Here is a 15,945-nt window from a genome sequence, read left to right as displayed (position 1 = left end):
GCCGCAGCCACGCCATGGGCTAGGAGACCGCCTCTTCTTCCTGAACAGCTTGGAACACGTCGGTATCGGACTGCTGCAACGCGGCGTGCTCTTTGTGCTTGCGGTCCACCAGTAGCCGGCCGACGAAGACGCCGACCATGGCGGTCATGAACACCAGCAGCGCGACGAACGCCGCGGTCGTGGTGAGTTCGGCGAGGATGCTCGCGGCATAGATGCCGTCGTTGAAGAGGCTGATCAGCCAGATCAAAAGACCGCTCACGACGCCGGCGAAGATACCGCCCAGCAGCCACCACATGGCCAGATCGTCGCGGCGGTCCGGGTCGGGGTTGCGCTGGGCATCGCCGCGGCCGTCGGCGATGGCCCATGCCGACACGGCCGCTGGGAACACCAAGACCAGCACGATGTTGATGGCGGTGCCGTGGGTCTCCCAGAGACTGATGGCCAAACCTTGCACCACACGGATCAACACCATGAGGACTGCGAAGACGGCACCGCGGGTGAGCCATCGGGTCGTCATAGAACGTGTTCCAGCCTCGGGCATGGGGTCAGCGTATCGCGGTAGCGTCGACACCTGTGAAGAGTGATGAGCCGCTTGCGCGAAGAACAGCGGGTTCGGGCCCCAGGCATATCGACCGCAGAGAGCGGCTCCGGGAGGAGCTACGTACGGACGGGCTCGATGCGCTCTTGGTCACCGATCTGCTCAATATTCGCTATCTGACGGGTTTTACCGGATCCGCCGCCGCGCTCTGGGTGGCCGCCGGTGATGGGCCGGACGAGACGGACACCGTGCTGTGCACCGATGGCCGGTATCGGACCCAGGCGGCCGCACAGGTTCCGGATTTGCGTGCCGTGATCGACCGCAGATACGGCGCGGCCTTGGTGGCCCTCGCCGCATCGGGGCGTGCGGGTTTCGAAAGCCACGTAGTGACGGTCGACGGATTCGACAGGCTGGCGGAAGCGGCCGGAGATGTTGAATTGGTGAGGGCCCCGAACCGAGTGGAAAAACTGCGAGAAGTCAAAGATGAGTCGGAGATTCTTTTACTCGAAAGAGCCTGCGCGGCAGCGGATACCGCGTTGTCGGCGCTGATCGAGACTGGCGGGATCCGGCCCGGGCGCACCGAGCGCGAGGTGGCACGTGAGCTGGAAAGTCTCATGGCTGAGCACGGAGCGGACGGCCCGTCCTTTGAAACCATCGTCGCCGCAGGGCCGAACTCGGCGATACCGCATCATCGGCCTACCGGCGCGGTGCTGGCTCGCGGAGACTTCGTCAAGATCGACTTCGGCGCGCTGGTTGCCGGGTATCACTCCGATATGACCAGGACTCTGGTGCTGGGGGCGGTCGCGCCATGGCAGCAGGAGATCTACGACGTGGTCCTGGCCGCGCAGGCGGCGGGACGCGAGGCCTTGGCGCCAGGCGCGTCGCTGAAGGACGTCGATGCCGCCGCACGGGACATCATCACCGTCGCCGGGTACGGAGAGAACTTCGGGCATGGCCTTGGGCACGGCGTTGGTCTACAGATCCATGAAGCACCGGGCATTGGATCGACAGCCACCGGTACACTGCTTGCTGGCTCGACGGTGACAGTCGAGCCCGGGGTCTACCTGCCCGACCGCGGCGGAGTCCGGATTGAGGACACGCTTGTGGTGCGGCCCGATGGGCCGGAGCTGTTGACCCGGTTCCCCAAGGAACTCACCGTTATCGACTGAGCAGTTACAAGAGGAGACTGAACACGTGGCTTCAACCGCCGATTTCAAGAACGGCCTGGTGCTCAACATCGATGGTCAGCTGTGGCAGATCACCGAGTTCCAGCACGTGAAGCCCGGTAAGGGACCGGCCTTCGTGCGCACGAAGCTCAAGAATGTGCTCTCGGGCAAGGTTGTCGACAAGACTTTCAACGCCGGCGTCAAGGTGGAGACCGCGACCGTCGACCGCCGCGACACCACGTACCTGTACCGCGACGGCGACTCGTTCGTGTTCATGGACAGCCAGGACTACGAGCAGCATCACCTGTCGCCGGAGCTTGTCGGCGATGCCCACCGCTTCCTGCTGGAGAGCATGACCGTGCAGGTCGCTTTCAACGAGGGTGCCGCGCTGTACGTCGAGTTGCCGGTCTCGGTTGAGCTGGTGGTCACCCACACCGAGCCGGGCCTGCAGGGCGACCGTTCCAGCGCAGGCACCAAGCCCGCCACGATGGAGACCGGCGCCGAGATCCAGGTGCCGCTGTTCATCAACACCGGTGACCGCCTGAAGGTGGACACACGCGACGCCAGCTACCTCGGCCGTGTGAATGGCTGAAACCGGCCCAGCCGGGCGAGTGTCCGGCAAGGGAGGTCGCCGAAAGGCCCGCAAGCGGGCCGTAGACCTGCTGTTCGAGGCCGAGGCGCGCGATATGACGGCCGCCGCGGTCGCCGACGAACGTCGTGCGTTGGCGGCGTCGAAGCCCGACGTCGAGCCGTTGAACCCGTATACGGTGACCGTCGCGCACGGCGTGACCGAGCACATTACGCATATCGACGAGCTGATCTCCTCACATTTGCAGGGCTGGACGCTGGCCCGGCTGCCCGCCGTGGACCGCGCGATCATGCGGGTCGCGGTGTGGGAGCTGCTGCACGCCGAGGACGTACCCGAAGTGGTGGCCGTCGACGAGGCGGTCGAGTTGGCCAAGCAGCTCTCCACCGATGAATCACCGGCGTTTGTGAACGGGGTGCTGGGTCAGCTCATGCTGGTGACCCCGCACATCCGCGGTGGCTCGGCATCCAGTTCGGCGGAGTAGTTCAGCCGAGCTGGATCTCGAACACAGGGATCACTCGGTCGGTCAAGGTCTCGTACTCGGCGAACCCCGGCGCGCGCTGTTTCACGATTTCGAATACGCGATCACGCTCGACGCGGGGCAGTTCCACAGCGGTGGCGTTCGTCTTGGGATGGGAGCCGATCTCCACCTCGACGCTCGGGTTGGCACGCAGGTTCGCGACCCAGGCCGGATTCTTCGGCCTGCCCGCCGATGACCCGACGATGTAGGCCTTGCCGTCGATATCGAAGTAGGCCAAGGGATTAACACGTTCTGCGCCCGACTTCGCCCCGGTGCTCGTGAGAAGCAGCAACGGAAACCCCTCGAACTGGCCGCCCACCTTGCCGTCGTTGGCCCGGAACTCGGCGATGTTTGCCTCGTTGAATGATTGCTCGGTGCCTGATGGTTCGCTCATCGTCATCTCGATTCGTTGGGTTGGACTGAATCCATTGATGTCAACGCCATTGACATCAATGGGTATTCCTGGCACCGTGAAAGCATGACCGAGAACTTGCAAGAAATGTTCGAATCCTCCTATCGCGGTGAGGCACCCGAGCAACTCGCCGCTCGGCCGCCATGGAGCATCGGGCAGCCACAGCCCGAAATTCTGACGCTTATCGAGCAGGGCAAGGTGCACGGTGATGTGCTCGACGCGGGCTGCGGTGAGGCCGCGACGGCTCTGTACCTCGCGGAACGGGGCCACACCGCCGTAGGCTTGGATGCCGCGCCCACCGCGATCCAGCTGGCCAAGGGTTACGCGGCCGAACGCGGTCTGACCAACGTCACCTTCGACGTCGCCGACATCTCGAACTTCACCGGGTATGACGGTCGTTTCGGAACGATCATCGATTCCACGCTGTTCCACTCGATGCCAGTCGGGTTGCGGGAGGGGTACCAGCAGTCGATCGTTCGCGCCGCGGCGCCGGGTGCCAATTACATCGTGCTGGTCTTCGACAAGGCGGGCTTCCCGCCGGATGTCGACGGGCCGTACCCGGTCACCGAGCCGGAGCTGCGGGGGATCGTGTCGAAATACTGGACCATTGACGACATCAGCCCGGCGCGGCTGTATGCCAATGCCGACGGTTTCCAGCGGGGCGGTGCGCAGAGCTTCGCCGAGGTCCGTGCGGAATCCAACGGCCGGGTCTCGATGGCGGGCTGGCTGCTCCAGGCGCACCTGGACTGACGCCGCAGCTACAGCGCGGCGTAGACCGCCTGCCCGAACTGCACGTGCAGCAGCTGTAGGCGGAGCGTCGAGGTGCGCGCCAGGGCAGCCTTCGGGTCAAGTTCGGGCATGCGCCACTGCGGCAGGAACATCAGGATGGCGTCGGCCTTCGGATCGGCATGCCACCAGGTGCCGAATGCGCCCGGCCAGCCGAAGGTGCCGGCTCCGCCGGGCCCGAACAGCGCGGCCTCGTTGGGATCCATGACAACCGACAGGCCGAGGCCGAACCCGCGTCCGGTCCAGTACGGCAGGCCGAAGGCCGGTAGTCGCCGCTGAGCTGGGGAGAGCCGGTTGGTGCGCAGCGCGCGGGTTGATTCGGGGGACAGGATGCGCACGCCGTCGGCCTGGCCGTCGCCCAGCAGTGCACGCGCAAAGGTCAGGTAATCGCGGGCAGTGCTGGCCAATGCGCCTCCGCCGCGGCACAGCGCGGGCGCTGACGTGGGCATAGCGGTGAGATAGCCGCTGTCTGCCACCTCGATCGTGTCGTCGTCGCCTATGCCGTACAGGCGTGCCAAACGGTTCGCCTTGTGCTCGGGGACGAAGAAGTCGGTGTCGTTCATGCCGAGTGGGTCCAGGATCCGTTGGCGTAGAAGCTTGTTCAGCGGTAGCCCGACCGCACGGGCGATGAGCAGGCCGAGTACATCGGTGGAATGGCCGTAGTGGAAACGCTCGCCGGGCGGATACACCAGCGGCAGTGCGGCGATGGCGGCGAGCCACTCGTCGGGCTCGCTGAACGCCGCGGTGTGCAGCGGGTGGTAGGCCTTGGCGATAGGCCCGGTGGAGATGAAGTCATAGGTCAGCCCGCTGCGATGGGTCAACAGATCCTCGACCGTTATCGTACGCGGCGCCCGGAACGTGTCCTCCAGGGAACCGTCCGGGTCCTTGAGCACCCGCATATCGCCGAACTCGGGCAGCCAGGTGGTGATCGGGTCATTCAAGTGAATCGTGCCCTCGTCCACCAGGCTCATGGTTGCCGCGCTGATCACCGGTTTTGTCATGGAGGCGATGCGAAAAATGGTGTTTTCGGCCATCGGCAGGCCCGCGTCGACATCGCGATAGCCGGTAGCGCCCAGGTGCCTGAGCTGCCCGCCCTGCCACACCAGCGTTACGGCTCCGGCGAGTATGCGGTCGTCGACCGCGGCACGGATCGGGGCGAGGGCGTGGTCGAACGTGTCGTCGAGGTCCGGCATCACTCCATCCTGTCAGCCGAGGCCGATGGGTGCCCGGATGCTAAGCTCCCTGGCGGTAAGTGACATCCTTTAACGATCCGTCCAGTGAGGCGGAGAAGGAGGTCTCGCGTAAGCGTGGGCGCAGTATCAGAAGGACGCGAGTTGTTGTCCGCCGCAGATGTCGGCAGGACCATCGCGCGTATCGCGCATCAAATCATCGAGAAGACCGCGCTTTCCGACTCCAGTGACGCCCCGCGCGTCGTACTGGTCGGCATCCCGACTCGCGGTGCCACCCTTGCCAAGCGGCTGGCCGCCCACATCACCGAATTCTCCGGTGTCGAGGTGCCCGCGGGATTCCTGGACATCACGCTGTACCGCGACGATTTGCGGAACAAACCGCACCGTCCGCTCGAACGCACCTCCATCCCCGAGGGCGGTGTCGACGGTGCGCTGGTTGTCCTGGTCGACGACGTGCTGTTTTCCGGACGTACCGTGCGCTCGGCGCTCGACGCGCTGCGAGACCTGGGTCGCCCGCGTGCGGTGCAGCTCGCGGTGCTGGTTGATCGTGGGCACCGGGAACTGCCGCTGCGCGCAGACTACGTCGGCAAGAACGTGCCGACCGCACGCTCGGAAGACGTCAAGGTCCTGCTGACCGAACATGACGGCCGCGACTCCGTGGTGATCAACAGCGGAGAGGGAGCGGCCTGGTGAAGCACCTGCTGTCCGCGGCCGACCTGACCCGCGACGAGGCCACCGCCATCCTCGATGACGCCGACCGGTTCCTGCAGGCGCTAGCGGGGCGTGAGGTCAAGAAGCTGCCGACCCTGCGCGGGCGCACCATCATCACGATGTTCTACGAGAACTCCACGCGGACAAGGGTTTCCTTCGAAGTTGCGGGTAAGTGGATGAGCGCCGACGTGATCAATGTCAGCGCCTCCGGTTCCTCGGTGGCCAAGGGCGAGTCACTGCGCGATACCGCGTTGACCTTGCGGGCGATCGGTGCCGATGCGTTGATCGTCCGTCACCCGGCATCGGGTGTCGCCGCCCAGCTGGCTCAGTGGACTGCCGAAGGTGAGGGTGGCCCGGCAGTCATCAACGCCGGCGACGGAACCCATGAACATCCCACGCAGGCGCTGTTGGATGCGCTCACCATCCGTCAGCGGTTGGGTGGGCTGGAAGGCCGCCGCGTCGTGATCGTCGGGGATATCCTGCACAGCCGGGTTGCGCGGTCAAATGCCCTGCTGCTCAATACTCTTGGTGCCGAGGTGGTGCTGGTGGCACCACCGACGCTGCTGCCCGTCGGTGTTGAGACCTGGCCGGTGACGGTCACCCATGACGTGGATGCCGAGCTGCCGGGCGCCGATGCGGTGCTGATGCTGCGGGTGCAGGCCGAACGCATGACGGGTGGATTCTTCCCGTCGGCACGCGAGTACTCGGTGCTGTACGGCTTGTCCGAGGCTCGACGGCGTCTTCTCCCCGAACACGCGGTGGTGCTGCATCCGGGCCCGATGCTGCGTGGCATGGAAATCGCGTCCTCCGTGGCGGATTCTTCGCAATCCGCTGTTCTGCAACAGGTATCGAATGGAGTGCATATCCGCATGGCCGTGCTGTTCCACCTGCTGGTCGGTTCCTCCGATGGCTCAGCGGCGGTGCCCGCATGAGTGTCTTGATCAAGGGCGTACTGCTGCACGGGGAGGGTGAGCAGGTCGACGTCCTCGTCGAGGACGGGCAGATCACCCGCATCGAGGCCGGTATCGGGCCGGGCATCGAGACTGAGGTCGATACCGCCATCGAGGCACCCGGTCAGGTGCTGCTGCCCGGATTCGTCGACCTGCACACACATTTGCGTGAGCCGGGTCGTGAAGACACCGAGACCATCGACTCCGGTTCGGCCGCAGCGGCGCTGGGTGGCTACACCGCGGTCTTCGCGATGGCCAACACCAATCCGGTGGCCGATAGCCCCGTGGTGACTGACCACGTGTGGCACCGCGGCCAGCAGGTGGGTCTCGTCGACGTGCATCCGGTCGGTGCCGTCACCGTCGGGCTGGAGGGCAAACAACTCACCGAGATGGCGATGATGGCCCGCGGGGCCGGCCGGGTGCGGATGTTCTCCGATGACGGTAAGTGCGTGCACGATCCGCTGGTGATGCGGCGTGCCCTGGAGTACGCGAAGGGCGTGGGTGTGCTGATCGCCCAGCATGCCGAGGAACCACGGCTCACTGTCGGCTCGGTGGCGCACGAGGGTGCCAACGCGGCCCGGTTGGGCCTGACCGGTTGGCCGCGCGCTGCCGAGGAATCCATCGTCGCGCGGGACGCCATCTTGTCCCGCGATACCGGCGCCCCGGTGCACATCTGCCACGCCTCCACCGCCGGCACCGTCGAGCTGCTCAAATGGGCTAAGGGACAAGGGATTTCCATCACCGCCGAGGTAACCCCGCATCACCTGTTGCTCGATGACGGTCGGTTGGCTTCCTATGACGGGGTGTACCGGGTGAACCCGCCGCTGCGCGAGTCCACCGATGCCGAAGCATTGCGCCAGGCCCTCGCCGACGGCGTGATCGACTGTGTGGCAACCGACCACGCACCCCACGCCGATCACGAGAAATGCTGCGAGTTCGCCGCGGCCCGACCCGGAATGCTCGGGCTGCAGACCGCGCTGTCGGTAGTGGTGCAGACGATGGTGAAACCCGGGTTGCTCACGTGGCGCGATATCGCCAGGGTGATGAGTGAGCGCCCGGCGCAGATCGTCGGCCTGCCCGATCAGGGGCGTCCGATTGCCGTCGGCGAGCCCGCCAACCTGACCATCGTGGACCCCGATGCCACCTGGACTGTCACGGGCGACGGATTGGCCAGCAAGTCGGCCAACACCCCATTCGAATCAATGACATTGCCTGCCACGGTGACCGCCACGCTATTGCGTGGCCGTGTCACGGCACGGGACGGGAAGGTGGTCGAACGATGAGCCGCTCGCGCGAAGAGGATTCACTATGAACCACGGGGACTTCATCGGTGCGCTCATCATGGCGGGTGCCTCACTGACCTTGACAGTGCTGCTCTTCCGCCTGATGTGGCGCGGCTGGCATGCCCGTGCGCAACGGCAGACCGATGCCGTCGGAGAACTGCCGGTCACCCCGGCAGACCGCGGTGACATGGTCATCGAACCCGTCGAAGGCCTCTATGTCGGCAGCACCATCGCGCCGGACTGGCAGGACCGCATCGCCGTCGGCGACCTGGGCTACCGGGCCAATGCCACTCTCACTCGATACTCTCAGGGAATCCTGTTGGAGCGCAGTGGAACCGGAGACATCTGGATACCGGCCGATGTCGTCACCGAGATCCGTACGGCCAAGGCGCTGGCAGGCAAGGTGCTCACCCACGACGGGATTCTCGCGATTCGGTGGCGGCTGCCCTCGGGCACCGAGATCGACACAGGTTTTTTGGCCCGACCGCGCAGTGAATATGAGGAATGGAAGCAGGCGTCATGAGTGACAAGGCGGTGCTCGTTCTCGAAGACGGGCGGGTATTCACCGGTAAGCCGTTCGGCGCGGTGGGTGAAACCCTCGGTGAGGCGGTGTTCTGCACGGCCATGTCGGGGTACCAAGAAACCCTGACCGACCCGAGTTACCACCGGCAGATCGTGGTGGCGACAGCCCCGCAGATCGGCAACACCGGGTGGAACGACGAGGATGACGAGAGCCGCGGCGGCAAGATCTGGGTGGCCGGTTACGCGGTGCGTGACCCCTCGAATCGGGTCTCGAACTGGCGCGCCAACGGGTCCCTGGACGACGCCCTCAAGGGACAGCACATCGTCGGCATCGCAGGCATCGACACCCGCGCCGTGGTCCGGCACCTACGCACCCGGGGGTCGATGAAGGCCGGCATCTTCAGCGGTACCGTCGCCGACGCGCCCACCGACTTCCTGCTGTCGCGCGTCAACGGCCAGCCCTCGATGCTGGGTGCGGACCTGGCGGGGGAGGTGAGTACCGACGACACCTACATCGTGGAACCCGATGGCGCGCACCGGTTCACCGTGGCCGCGCTGGACCTGGGGATCAAGACCAACACCCCCCGCAACTTCACCCGACGCGGTGTCCGCGTACAGGTAGTGCCCTCGTCCATCAGCCCGGACGAGCTGCTCGCACTCGCGCCCGACGGGGTGTTCCTGTCCAACGGGCCGGGTGACCCGGCCACCGCGGACCATGTGGTGGCGGTGACACAGGCGGTGCTGCAACAGCAGATCCCGCTGTTCGGTATCTGCTTCGGCAATCAGCTGCTGGGCCGGGCACTGGGCAGGTCCACCTACAAGATGACCTTCGGGCATCGCGGCATCAACATCCCGGTCATCGATCACGCGACGGGCCGGGTCGCGATCACCGCGCAGAACCACGGCTTTGCCCTCGAAGGTGAGGCGGGTGAGCAGTTCGATACGCCGTTCGGGCGCGCCGAGGTCAGCCACACCTGCGCCAACGATGGCACGGTGGAAGGGATCCGGCTGTTGGACGGATCGGCTTTCTCGGTGCAGTACCACCCGGAGGCGGCGGCGGGACCTCATGACGCCGAGTACCTCTTTGACCAGTTCGTCACGGCACTTGAGAATCGGGGTAACCGCTGATGCCACGTCGCACAGACCTCAACCACATCCTGGTCATCGGCTCCGGACCCATCGTGATCGGTCAGGCCTGCGAGTTCGACTATTCGGGCACGCAGGCCTGCCGGGTGCTGCGTTCCGAAGGGTTGCAGGTCAGCCTCGTCAACTCGAACCCGGCAACGATCATGACCGATCCGGAGTACGCCGACAACACCTATGTCGAGCCCATCACTGCCGAGTTTGTCGAGAAAGTCCTTGCCGCACAGGCGGAGAAGGGCAATAAGATCGACGCCCTGCTGCCGACGCTGGGCGGCCAGACCGCGTTGAACACCGCGGTCGCGCTCTACGAGAACGGTGCACTGGACCGGTACAACGTAGAGCTCATCGGCGCCAACTTCGAGGCCATCCAGCGCGGCGAGGACCGGCAGCAGTTCAAGGACATCGTCGCGAAGGTCGGTGGCGAGTCGGCGAAGTCGCGCGTCTGTTTCACCATGGACGAGGTCCGCGATACCGTTGCCGACCTCGGATTGCCGGTCGTGGTGCGCCCGTCCTTCACCATGGGCGGCTTGGGCTCCGGCATGGCCTACACCCCCGAGGATGTCGAGCGGATGGCGGGCGAGGGACTCTCAGCGTCCCCGTCGGCGAATGTGCTGATCGAGGAATCCATCTACGGGTGGAAGGAATTCGAGCTCGAGCTGATGCGCGACAGCCGCGACAACGTGGTGGTGGTGTGCTCGATCGAGAACGTCGACCCGATGGGTGTGCACACCGGCGATTCGGTGACGGTCGCTCCCGCGATGACGCTCACCGACCGCGAGTACCAGAAGATGCGCGATCTGGGTATCGCGATCCTGCGTGAGGTCGGTGTGGACACCGGCGGCTGCAATATTCAGTTCGCCATCAATCCGCGCGACGGCCGCCTGATCGTCATCGAGATGAACCCGCGTGTGTCGCGCTCAAGTGCCTTGGCCTCCAAGGCAACCGGTTTCCCCATCGCCAAGATTGCGGCCAAGTTGGCCATCGGGTACACGCTCGACGAGATCGTCAACGACATCACCAAGGAGACCCCGGCCTGTTTCGAGCCGACCCTGGACTACGTCGTTGTCAAGGCACCCCGGTTCGCCTTCGAGAAGTTCCCCGGTGCCGACGCCACCTTGACCACCACCATGAAATCGGTGGGTGAGGCGATGTCCCTGGGCCGCAACTTCGCCGAGGCACTCGGGAAGGTCATGCGCTCCCTCGAGACGACCGCGGCGGGCTTCTGGACCGATAACGCCGGGCCCATGGAGGATCTGGACGCGTTCCTGCAGGAGCTGCGAGTGCCGCGTGACGGCCGGCTCTACGGCATCGAGCGCGCGCTGGCCGCCGGTGTTCCCGTCGAGCAGGTCGCCGAGATCACGGGTGTCGACCCGTGGTTCGTCGAAGAGATAGCGCAGATCAACCGTTTGGGCACCGAGCTGCGTGATGCGCCGATCCTCGACGAGGAGTTACTGCGCCGCGGCAAGCACTACGGGCTCTCCGATCGCCAGATCGCGGCGCTACGGCCGGAGTTGGCGGGGGAGAACGGCGTTCGATCGTTGCGCCACCGGATGGGTATCCGCCCGGTGTACAAGACTGTCGACACCTGTGCCGCCGAATTCGAGGCCAAGACGCCGTACCACTACTCCAGTTACGAGCTGGATCCGGCCGCGGACTCTGAGGTGGCCCCTCAGACCGAGCGTCCCAAGGTGCTCATCCTCGGCTCGGGCCCCAACCGCATCGGGCAGGGCATCGAATTCGACTACAGCTGCGTACATGCGGCAACCACATTGTCGGAGGCCGGATTCGAGACCATCATGGTCAACTGCAACCCGGAGACGGTGTCCACCGACTACGACACCGCCGACCGCCTCTACTTCGAACCGCTGACGTTCGAGGACGTGCTGGAGATCTACCACGCCGAATCCGAATCCGGTCGCGGCGGACCGGGTGTCGTCGGCGTGATCGTGCAGCTCGGTGGGCAGACTCCGCTGGGGCTGGCCAAGCGTCTGGCCGACGCCGGAGTACCGGTGGTGGGCACCAGCCCGGCGGCCATCGACCGTGCCGAGGATCGCGGTGTGTTCGGTGACCTGCTGGTGTCGGCCGGGCTGCCGGCGCCACGGTTCGGTACCGCAACGACTTTCGAGCAGGCAAAGCAGATCGCCGCCGACATCGGCTACCCGGTGCTGGTGCGCCCGTCCTACGTGTTGGGCGGACGCGGCATGGAGATCGTCTACGACGAGGACACCCTGCACGGCTACATTGCCCGCGCCACCCAGCTTTCACCCGAGCATCCGGTGTTGGTTGATCGCTTCCTCGAAGACGCCATCGAGATCGACGTCGACGCGCTGTGCGACGGCACCGAGGTTTACCTGGGCGGCGTGATGGAACACATCGAGGAGGCCGGTATTCACTCCGGCGACTCCGCGTGTGCGCTGCCGCCGGTCACGCTGGGGCGCAGCGATATCGAAAAGGTGCGCACGGCCACCGAGGCCATCGCGCACGGTATCGGCGTGGTCGGTCTGCTCAATGTGCAGTACGCGCTCAAGGACGATGTGCTCTACGTCCTGGAGGCGAACCCACGCGCCAGCCGCACGGTGCCGTTCGTGTCCAAGGCCACGGCGGTTCCGCTGGCCAAGGCCTGCTCCCGCATCATGTTGGGCGCCACCATCGCCGGTCTGCGTGAGGAGGGTCTGCTGCCCGCCGAGGGCGACGGCGCCACCTCGCCGCCCGGGGCGCCGGTCGCGGTCAAGGAGGCCGTACTGCCGTTCCACCGGTTCCGCAAGGCCGATGGCAGCCAAGTGGACTCCCTGCTCGGGCCGGAGATGAAGTCGACCGGCGAGGTCATGGGCATCGACGCCGACTTCGGCAGTGCGTTCGCCAAGAGCCAGACCGCCGCGTACGGTTCGCTGCCCAAGGAGGGCACCATCTTTGTCTCGGTGGCCAACCGCGACAAGCGCTCCCTGGTGTTCCCGGTGAAGCGGCTCGCGGACCTCGGATTCAAGGTGCTGGCTACCGAAGGTACGGCAGAGATGCTGCGCCGCAACGGAATACCGTGCGAAGAGGTGCGCAAGCACTATCAGGAGCCGGGCGGGACGCTGCCCGCGAAGTCGGCGGTTGACGTCATCAAGGCCGGCGAGGTTGCGATGGTCATCAACACCCCGTACGGCAACTCCGGGCCACGTGTCGACGGCTACGAGATCCGTTCCGCCGCCGTGTCGATGAACATCCCGTGCATCACCACGGTGCAGGGGGCTTCGGCTGCCGTGCAGGGTATCGAGGCAGGTATCCGCGGCGATATCGGCGTGCGTTCACTTCAGGAACTGCACGCGGGCTTGCGATGAGCCCCTTGGGTGAAGAGCGTGCGGTGGCGATGAGCCCCTTGGGCGAAGAGCGTGCGGTGGCGATGAGCCCCTTGGGTGAAGAGCGTCGAACTGCGGTGACATTCGGGGCGCGGTTGCAGGCGGCCACCGCATCCCGCGGTCCGCTGTGTGTGGGCATTGATCCGCATCCGGAGCTGTTGCGCTCCTGGGGATTCGATGCCGATGCCGCCGGCCTGGCCAGATTCAGTGATATTTGCGTGGAGGCCTTCGCGGATGTCGCGATCGTCAAACCGCAGGTGGCTTTCTTTGAAACCTACGGCGCCGCCGGGTATTCGGTCCTGGAGCGGGCCATCGCGGGATTGCGCGAGGCGGGCGTGCTGGTGCTCGCCGATGCCAAGCGTGGGGACATCGGATCGACGATGGCGGCGTATGCGCAGGCTTGGGTGGGCGATTCACCGTTGAGCTCCGATGCGGTCACGGCCTCGCCGTATCTGGGCTTCGGATCGTTGTCTCCGCTGCTGGACCTGGCGCGTGAACGTGATCGCGGCGTCTTCGTCCTTGCCGCGACCTCCAATCCGGAGGCGCCCCCGGTGCAGCGGGCACGCACCGGGGAGCTGACCGTCGCGCAGGCGATGGTGGACCAGGTGGCCGCGCTGAACGCCGAGGAGGAGGGGCCGGGCTCTGTGGGTGTGGTGGTCGGGGTCACCGTCACCGATCCGCCGGATCTGTCGTCGATCGGCGGCCCCGTACTTGTTCCGGGGCTGGGCGCTCAGGGCGGCAAGCCCGAGGATCTGCGTGGCCTGGGCGGTGCCCCGGGACCGCTGTTGCTGCCCGCGGTCTCGCGGGAGGTGCTGCGCGCCGGACCGGATGTCGCGGCGCTGCGTGCCGAGGTTGATCGCTTGCGCGACAGCGTCGCTTACCTGCTCGACTGAGCGGCCCTGGGTCGGTCGCCGATTCTCGTGCTGCGCGCGCAGGTCTGTGCGCTCATAATGCTGCAGAGACACGGCACCTGGCCGGCAGAAAATGGGGAGTGTGGGTGCCGACCGCATCGGCACACGTGACGGTGGTGTCGACGACCCCGACGCAAGGATCCACGGTCACCAGCGCGCCCACCGAGGTGAAGATGATCTCAGCGAGGCGCCCACCAAGCCCACCGTGAGCGTCGCGGGCCCGGACGGCAAGACGTATTCAACGGGAAGCACTCAAGCCACCGATGCGGTTGTCGGCATAGGGCTTTCGAGCGCAATACTGCCGTCTGGGGTCTACACCATGACCTGGTCGCTCACCGCTCCGGACGGAGACGCGCAGAACGGGACCTGGACATACCCCTACTAGCCGCCGATCCAACCCAAGCCGCCTATCCCGGCACCGCCTGCTTAGTCGCCACGCCTGCGGAATGATCCGGTGGTCGACTATTGGCCTTGCCGGACAACGGTTTTCGACACAGGAATCGGGCGGCGGCCAAGGGTACGAGCGAGGCCACAACGATCCATCTTCCGATTGGGGTGAATCCGCCCCAGTGCGGATCGATGACGTAGATCCGGGTGTAGATCAGTGTCAGCACCGCGCCGATCAGCACCAGTGCGCCGACCGCGATATCGCGCCCGCCCTTCATCGGTGGCACAGGGCGGTCCCACCACGGCAGCGGCCGGCGTTCGGTGGCTCGCAGCGGCACGAAGAAGACGGCCACGATGGCGCACACGATGGTCAGTCGCAGCATGTTTCCCGGCCAGTACCAAACATCATGCTGGCCCACCAGACCGATGCGAAAGGCCAGGTAAATCCCGTAGGACAGCAGGAACGTGACCACCCAGTGCCATAGGTAGATCGTCATGCTGCCGCTATTGCACAGCTCGAGGAACCGCCAGGTCCTGGCGCCCTGTGCCCAGCGATTGATGGCCGGCGCGAACACGATCACCGCCAGGCATTCCACGATCGCGCTGGTGGCCAGCAGCAAGGTTGGCGGCATGTTGGCGATCAGCCCCGACGGATACGGCCCGAGGGTGGCCAGCGCCGCGGTGGCGGCCAGAGCGGCGGCTGCGTACGCCAACGCAACCCGGCGGGGGACAAGCCTGCGCTGATAGGCGATGCCCAGCGCGGCGGGGATGAGCCACATGAAGATCATGTTGGTCCAGCCGGTCGTCACCCAGGTGTCGGTGATGAGGCTGACGGTGTCGATCAGGGCGGTGAACAGGCACATTGCCGCAACGAACCAGCCGAGTTGGCCCGCGGTACGGATGCGCGCCAGCCGCGGCAGGAACGCCAATGTCAGCAGATATGCCCCCACGTACCAGAGCAGTTCGATATGCCGCATCTCGAGGTACAGGAGCTGAGGGGAGTTGCCCATGGTGATGCGCAGCAAGGTGGTCACCAGCGCGACGAACGCCAGGAAATAGAACACGGGGCGAAAGAGCCGCGTCGCGCGGCCCATCAGGAACTGTCCCCAGGATCTGCCGGACTCCCAGGAATGAAGATTTGCCGCTGCACCCGCGAAGAAGAACAGCGGCATGAGCGGGATCAGCCAGAACAGCCAATGCACGTTGTAGTTGGATGCCATCGCCGGTTTGCCCTTGACGAGGGTGGGGCTACCCGCGAGGACGTGGTAGGCCACCACGGTGGCCAGCGACACGAGCCTCACGGCGTCCAATACCCGATCACGATCACGTGATGGGCGCAGCAGGTCACCCATATTTCGCACCCTACCCAGCAACTGGTGCGCCTTGCTAAGCAACTTCACGGGCACCCGGTCTGCGGTGCCCTCACCTGCGCCTCTTCAACTGAACGTTGACGGGTCGCGACACGCGCAACACGAGATTCACACAAGATTTTCAGTTTG

General features: G+C 65.5%; 16 protein-coding genes. 12 read left to right on the top strand and 4 right to left on the bottom strand.

Annotated features, from left to right (window positions below):
• Positions 1 to 19 precede the first annotated feature (19 nt).
• Positions 20 to 517, bottom strand: coding sequence for a B-4DMT family transporter (locus B4393_RS19625; protein ID WP_109558455.1), 498 nt, complete (start codon positions 515 to 517; stop codon positions 20 to 22).
• A gap of 56 nt (positions 518 to 573) precedes the next feature.
• Between B4393_RS19625 and B4393_RS19620 the strand changes: the two genes are divergently transcribed.
• The 3 genes from B4393_RS19620 to nusB are packed head-to-tail and all read left to right on the top strand — an operon-like array spanning position 574 to position 2,774.
• Positions 574 to 1,707 (top strand): M24 family metallopeptidase, encoded by a 1,134-nt coding sequence (locus tag B4393_RS19620; RefSeq protein ID WP_078335498.1) that lies wholly within the window; start codon positions 574 to 576, stop codon positions 1,705 to 1,707.
• Between the two features lie 25 nt (positions 1,708 to 1,732).
• Positions 1,733 to 2,296, top strand: a complete 564-nt coding sequence (gene efp, locus B4393_RS19615) for an elongation factor P (RefSeq protein WP_070939529.1) — start codon at positions 1,733 to 1,735, stop codon at positions 2,294 to 2,296.
• Entirely contained in the window at positions 2,289 to 2,774 is a 486-nt protein-coding gene (gene nusB, locus B4393_RS19610) for a transcription antitermination factor NusB (RefSeq protein WP_078277927.1), read from the top strand. Before efp ends, nusB begins: the two co-directional genes overlap by 8 nt.
• Before the next feature lies 1 nt (position 2,775).
• On the opposite strand, the gene B4393_RS19605 is transcribed toward nusB, so the two are convergent.
• Positions 2,776 to 3,204 carry a nitroreductase family deazaflavin-dependent oxidoreductase gene (locus tag B4393_RS19605; protein WP_078335566.1) on the bottom strand — a complete coding sequence of 143 codons (429 nt, stop codon included), beginning with the start codon at positions 3,202 to 3,204 and terminating at the stop codon, positions 2,776 to 2,778.
• Between the two features lie 84 nt (positions 3,205 to 3,288).
• On the opposite strand from B4393_RS19605, the gene B4393_RS19600 reads away from it, so the two are divergent.
• Positions 3,289 to 3,972 (top strand): class I SAM-dependent methyltransferase, encoded by a 684-nt coding sequence (locus tag B4393_RS19600; RefSeq protein WP_078335497.1) that lies wholly within the window; start codon positions 3,289 to 3,291, stop codon positions 3,970 to 3,972.
• Between the two features lie 8 nt (positions 3,973 to 3,980).
• On the opposite strand, the gene B4393_RS19595 is transcribed toward B4393_RS19600, so the two are convergent.
• On the bottom strand, positions 3,981 to 5,201 hold the full coding sequence (locus tag B4393_RS19595; protein WP_078335496.1) for a serine hydrolase domain-containing protein: 1,221 nt from the start codon (positions 5,199 to 5,201) through the stop codon (positions 3,981 to 3,983).
• Between the two features lie 114 nt (positions 5,202 to 5,315).
• On the opposite strand from B4393_RS19595, the gene pyrR reads away from it, so the two are divergent.
• The 8 genes from pyrR (at position 5,316) to B4393_RS19555 (ending at position 14,444) form a co-directional block, all read left to right on the top strand.
• Positions 5,316 to 5,891: a bifunctional pyr operon transcriptional regulator/uracil phosphoribosyltransferase PyrR gene (gene pyrR, locus B4393_RS19590; RefSeq protein WP_109558454.1), complete on the top strand. Its 576-nt coding sequence runs from the start codon at positions 5,316 to 5,318 to the stop codon at positions 5,889 to 5,891.
• Entirely contained in the window at positions 5,885 to 6,841 is a 957-nt protein-coding gene (locus tag B4393_RS19585; RefSeq protein WP_191986981.1) for an aspartate carbamoyltransferase catalytic subunit, read from the top strand. The genes pyrR and B4393_RS19585 overlap by 7 nt, the downstream gene beginning before the upstream one ends.
• Positions 6,838 to 8,142, top strand: coding sequence for a dihydroorotase (locus B4393_RS19580; RefSeq protein WP_078335493.1), 1,305 nt, complete (start codon positions 6,838 to 6,840; stop codon positions 8,140 to 8,142). Before B4393_RS19585 ends, B4393_RS19580 begins: the two co-directional genes overlap by 4 nt.
• 25 nt (positions 8,143 to 8,167) lie before the next feature.
• The gene (locus B4393_RS19575) at positions 8,168 to 8,665 is read left to right on the top strand and encodes a PH-like domain-containing protein (protein WP_078335492.1); all 498 of its coding nucleotides are present in this window, start codon (positions 8,168 to 8,170) and stop codon (positions 8,663 to 8,665) included.
• Positions 8,647 to 9,792, top strand: a complete 1,146-nt coding sequence (carA, locus tag B4393_RS19570) for a glutamine-hydrolyzing carbamoyl-phosphate synthase small subunit (protein WP_413816157.1) — start codon at positions 8,647 to 8,649, stop codon at positions 9,790 to 9,792. Before B4393_RS19575 ends, carA begins: the two co-directional genes overlap by 19 nt.
• A complete protein-coding gene (gene carB / locus B4393_RS19565) occupies positions 9,792 to 13,130 on the top strand; it encodes a carbamoyl-phosphate synthase large subunit (RefSeq protein WP_078335491.1) in 3,339 nt (1,112 codons plus the stop codon). The genes carA and carB overlap by 1 nt, the downstream gene beginning before the upstream one ends.
• 62 nt (positions 13,131 to 13,192) lie before the next feature.
• Entirely contained in the window at positions 13,193 to 14,041 is an 849-nt protein-coding gene (gene pyrF / locus B4393_RS19560) for an orotidine-5'-phosphate decarboxylase (RefSeq protein WP_078335564.1), read from the top strand.
• 100 nt (positions 14,042 to 14,141) lie between these two features.
• Positions 14,142 to 14,444 (top strand): copper resistance protein CopC, encoded by a 303-nt coding sequence (locus B4393_RS19555; RefSeq protein ID WP_157901296.1) that lies wholly within the window; start codon positions 14,142 to 14,144, stop codon positions 14,442 to 14,444.
• A 22-nt stretch (positions 14,445 to 14,466) separates the two neighbouring features.
• Here the strand turns inward: B4393_RS19555 and B4393_RS19550 are convergent, their stop codons facing one another.
• Positions 14,467 to 15,798: an acyltransferase family protein gene (locus tag B4393_RS19550; RefSeq protein WP_078335563.1), complete on the bottom strand. Its 1,332-nt coding sequence runs from the start codon at positions 15,796 to 15,798 to the stop codon at positions 14,467 to 14,469.
• Positions 15,799 to 15,945: the final 147 nt, after the last annotated feature.

The sequence above is a fragment of the Mycobacteroides franklinii genome, assembly GCF_002013895.1.
Taxonomy (GTDB): Bacteria; Actinomycetota; Actinomycetes; order Mycobacteriales; family Mycobacteriaceae; genus Mycobacterium; species Mycobacterium franklinii.
The sequence above is the reverse complement of the archived record's forward strand: the minus strand, read 5'-3'. Positions and strand labels throughout refer to the sequence as shown.

What these genes read in the sequence shown, in the direction of transcription:
- B4393_RS19605 (WP_078335566.1), bottom strand. Translation starts at nt 3,204, where the DNA reads ATGAGCGAACCATCAGGCACCGAGCAATCATTCAACGAGGCAAACATC.
- pyrF (WP_078335564.1), top strand. Translation starts at nt 13,193, where the DNA reads ATGAGCCCCTTGGGTGAAGAGCGTCGAACTGCGGTGACATTCGGGGCG.
- B4393_RS19575 (WP_078335492.1), top strand. Translation starts at nt 8,168, where the DNA reads ATGAACCACGGGGACTTCATCGGTGCGCTCATCATGGCGGGTGCCTCA.
- B4393_RS19550 (WP_078335563.1), bottom strand. Translation starts at nt 15,798, where the DNA reads ATGGGTGACCTGCTGCGCCCATCACGTGATCGTGATCGGGTATTGGAC.
- B4393_RS19625 (WP_109558455.1), bottom strand. Translation starts at nt 517, where the DNA reads ATGACGACCCGATGGCTCACCCGCGGTGCCGTCTTCGCAGTCCTCATG.
- carB (WP_078335491.1), top strand. Translation starts at nt 9,792, where the DNA reads ATGCCACGTCGCACAGACCTCAACCACATCCTGGTCATCGGCTCCGGA.
- B4393_RS19580 (WP_078335493.1), top strand. Translation starts at nt 6,838, where the DNA reads ATGAGTGTCTTGATCAAGGGCGTACTGCTGCACGGGGAGGGTGAGCAG.
- nusB (WP_078277927.1), top strand. Translation starts at nt 2,289, where the DNA reads ATGGCTGAAACCGGCCCAGCCGGGCGAGTGTCCGGCAAGGGAGGTCGC.
- B4393_RS19600 (WP_078335497.1), top strand. Translation starts at nt 3,289, where the DNA reads ATGACCGAGAACTTGCAAGAAATGTTCGAATCCTCCTATCGCGGTGAG.
- B4393_RS19595 (WP_078335496.1), bottom strand. Translation starts at nt 5,201, where the DNA reads ATGCCGGACCTCGACGACACGTTCGACCACGCCCTCGCCCCGATCCGT.
- carA (WP_413816157.1), top strand. Translation starts at nt 8,647, where the DNA reads ATGGAAGCAGGCGTCATGAGTGACAAGGCGGTGCTCGTTCTCGAAGAC.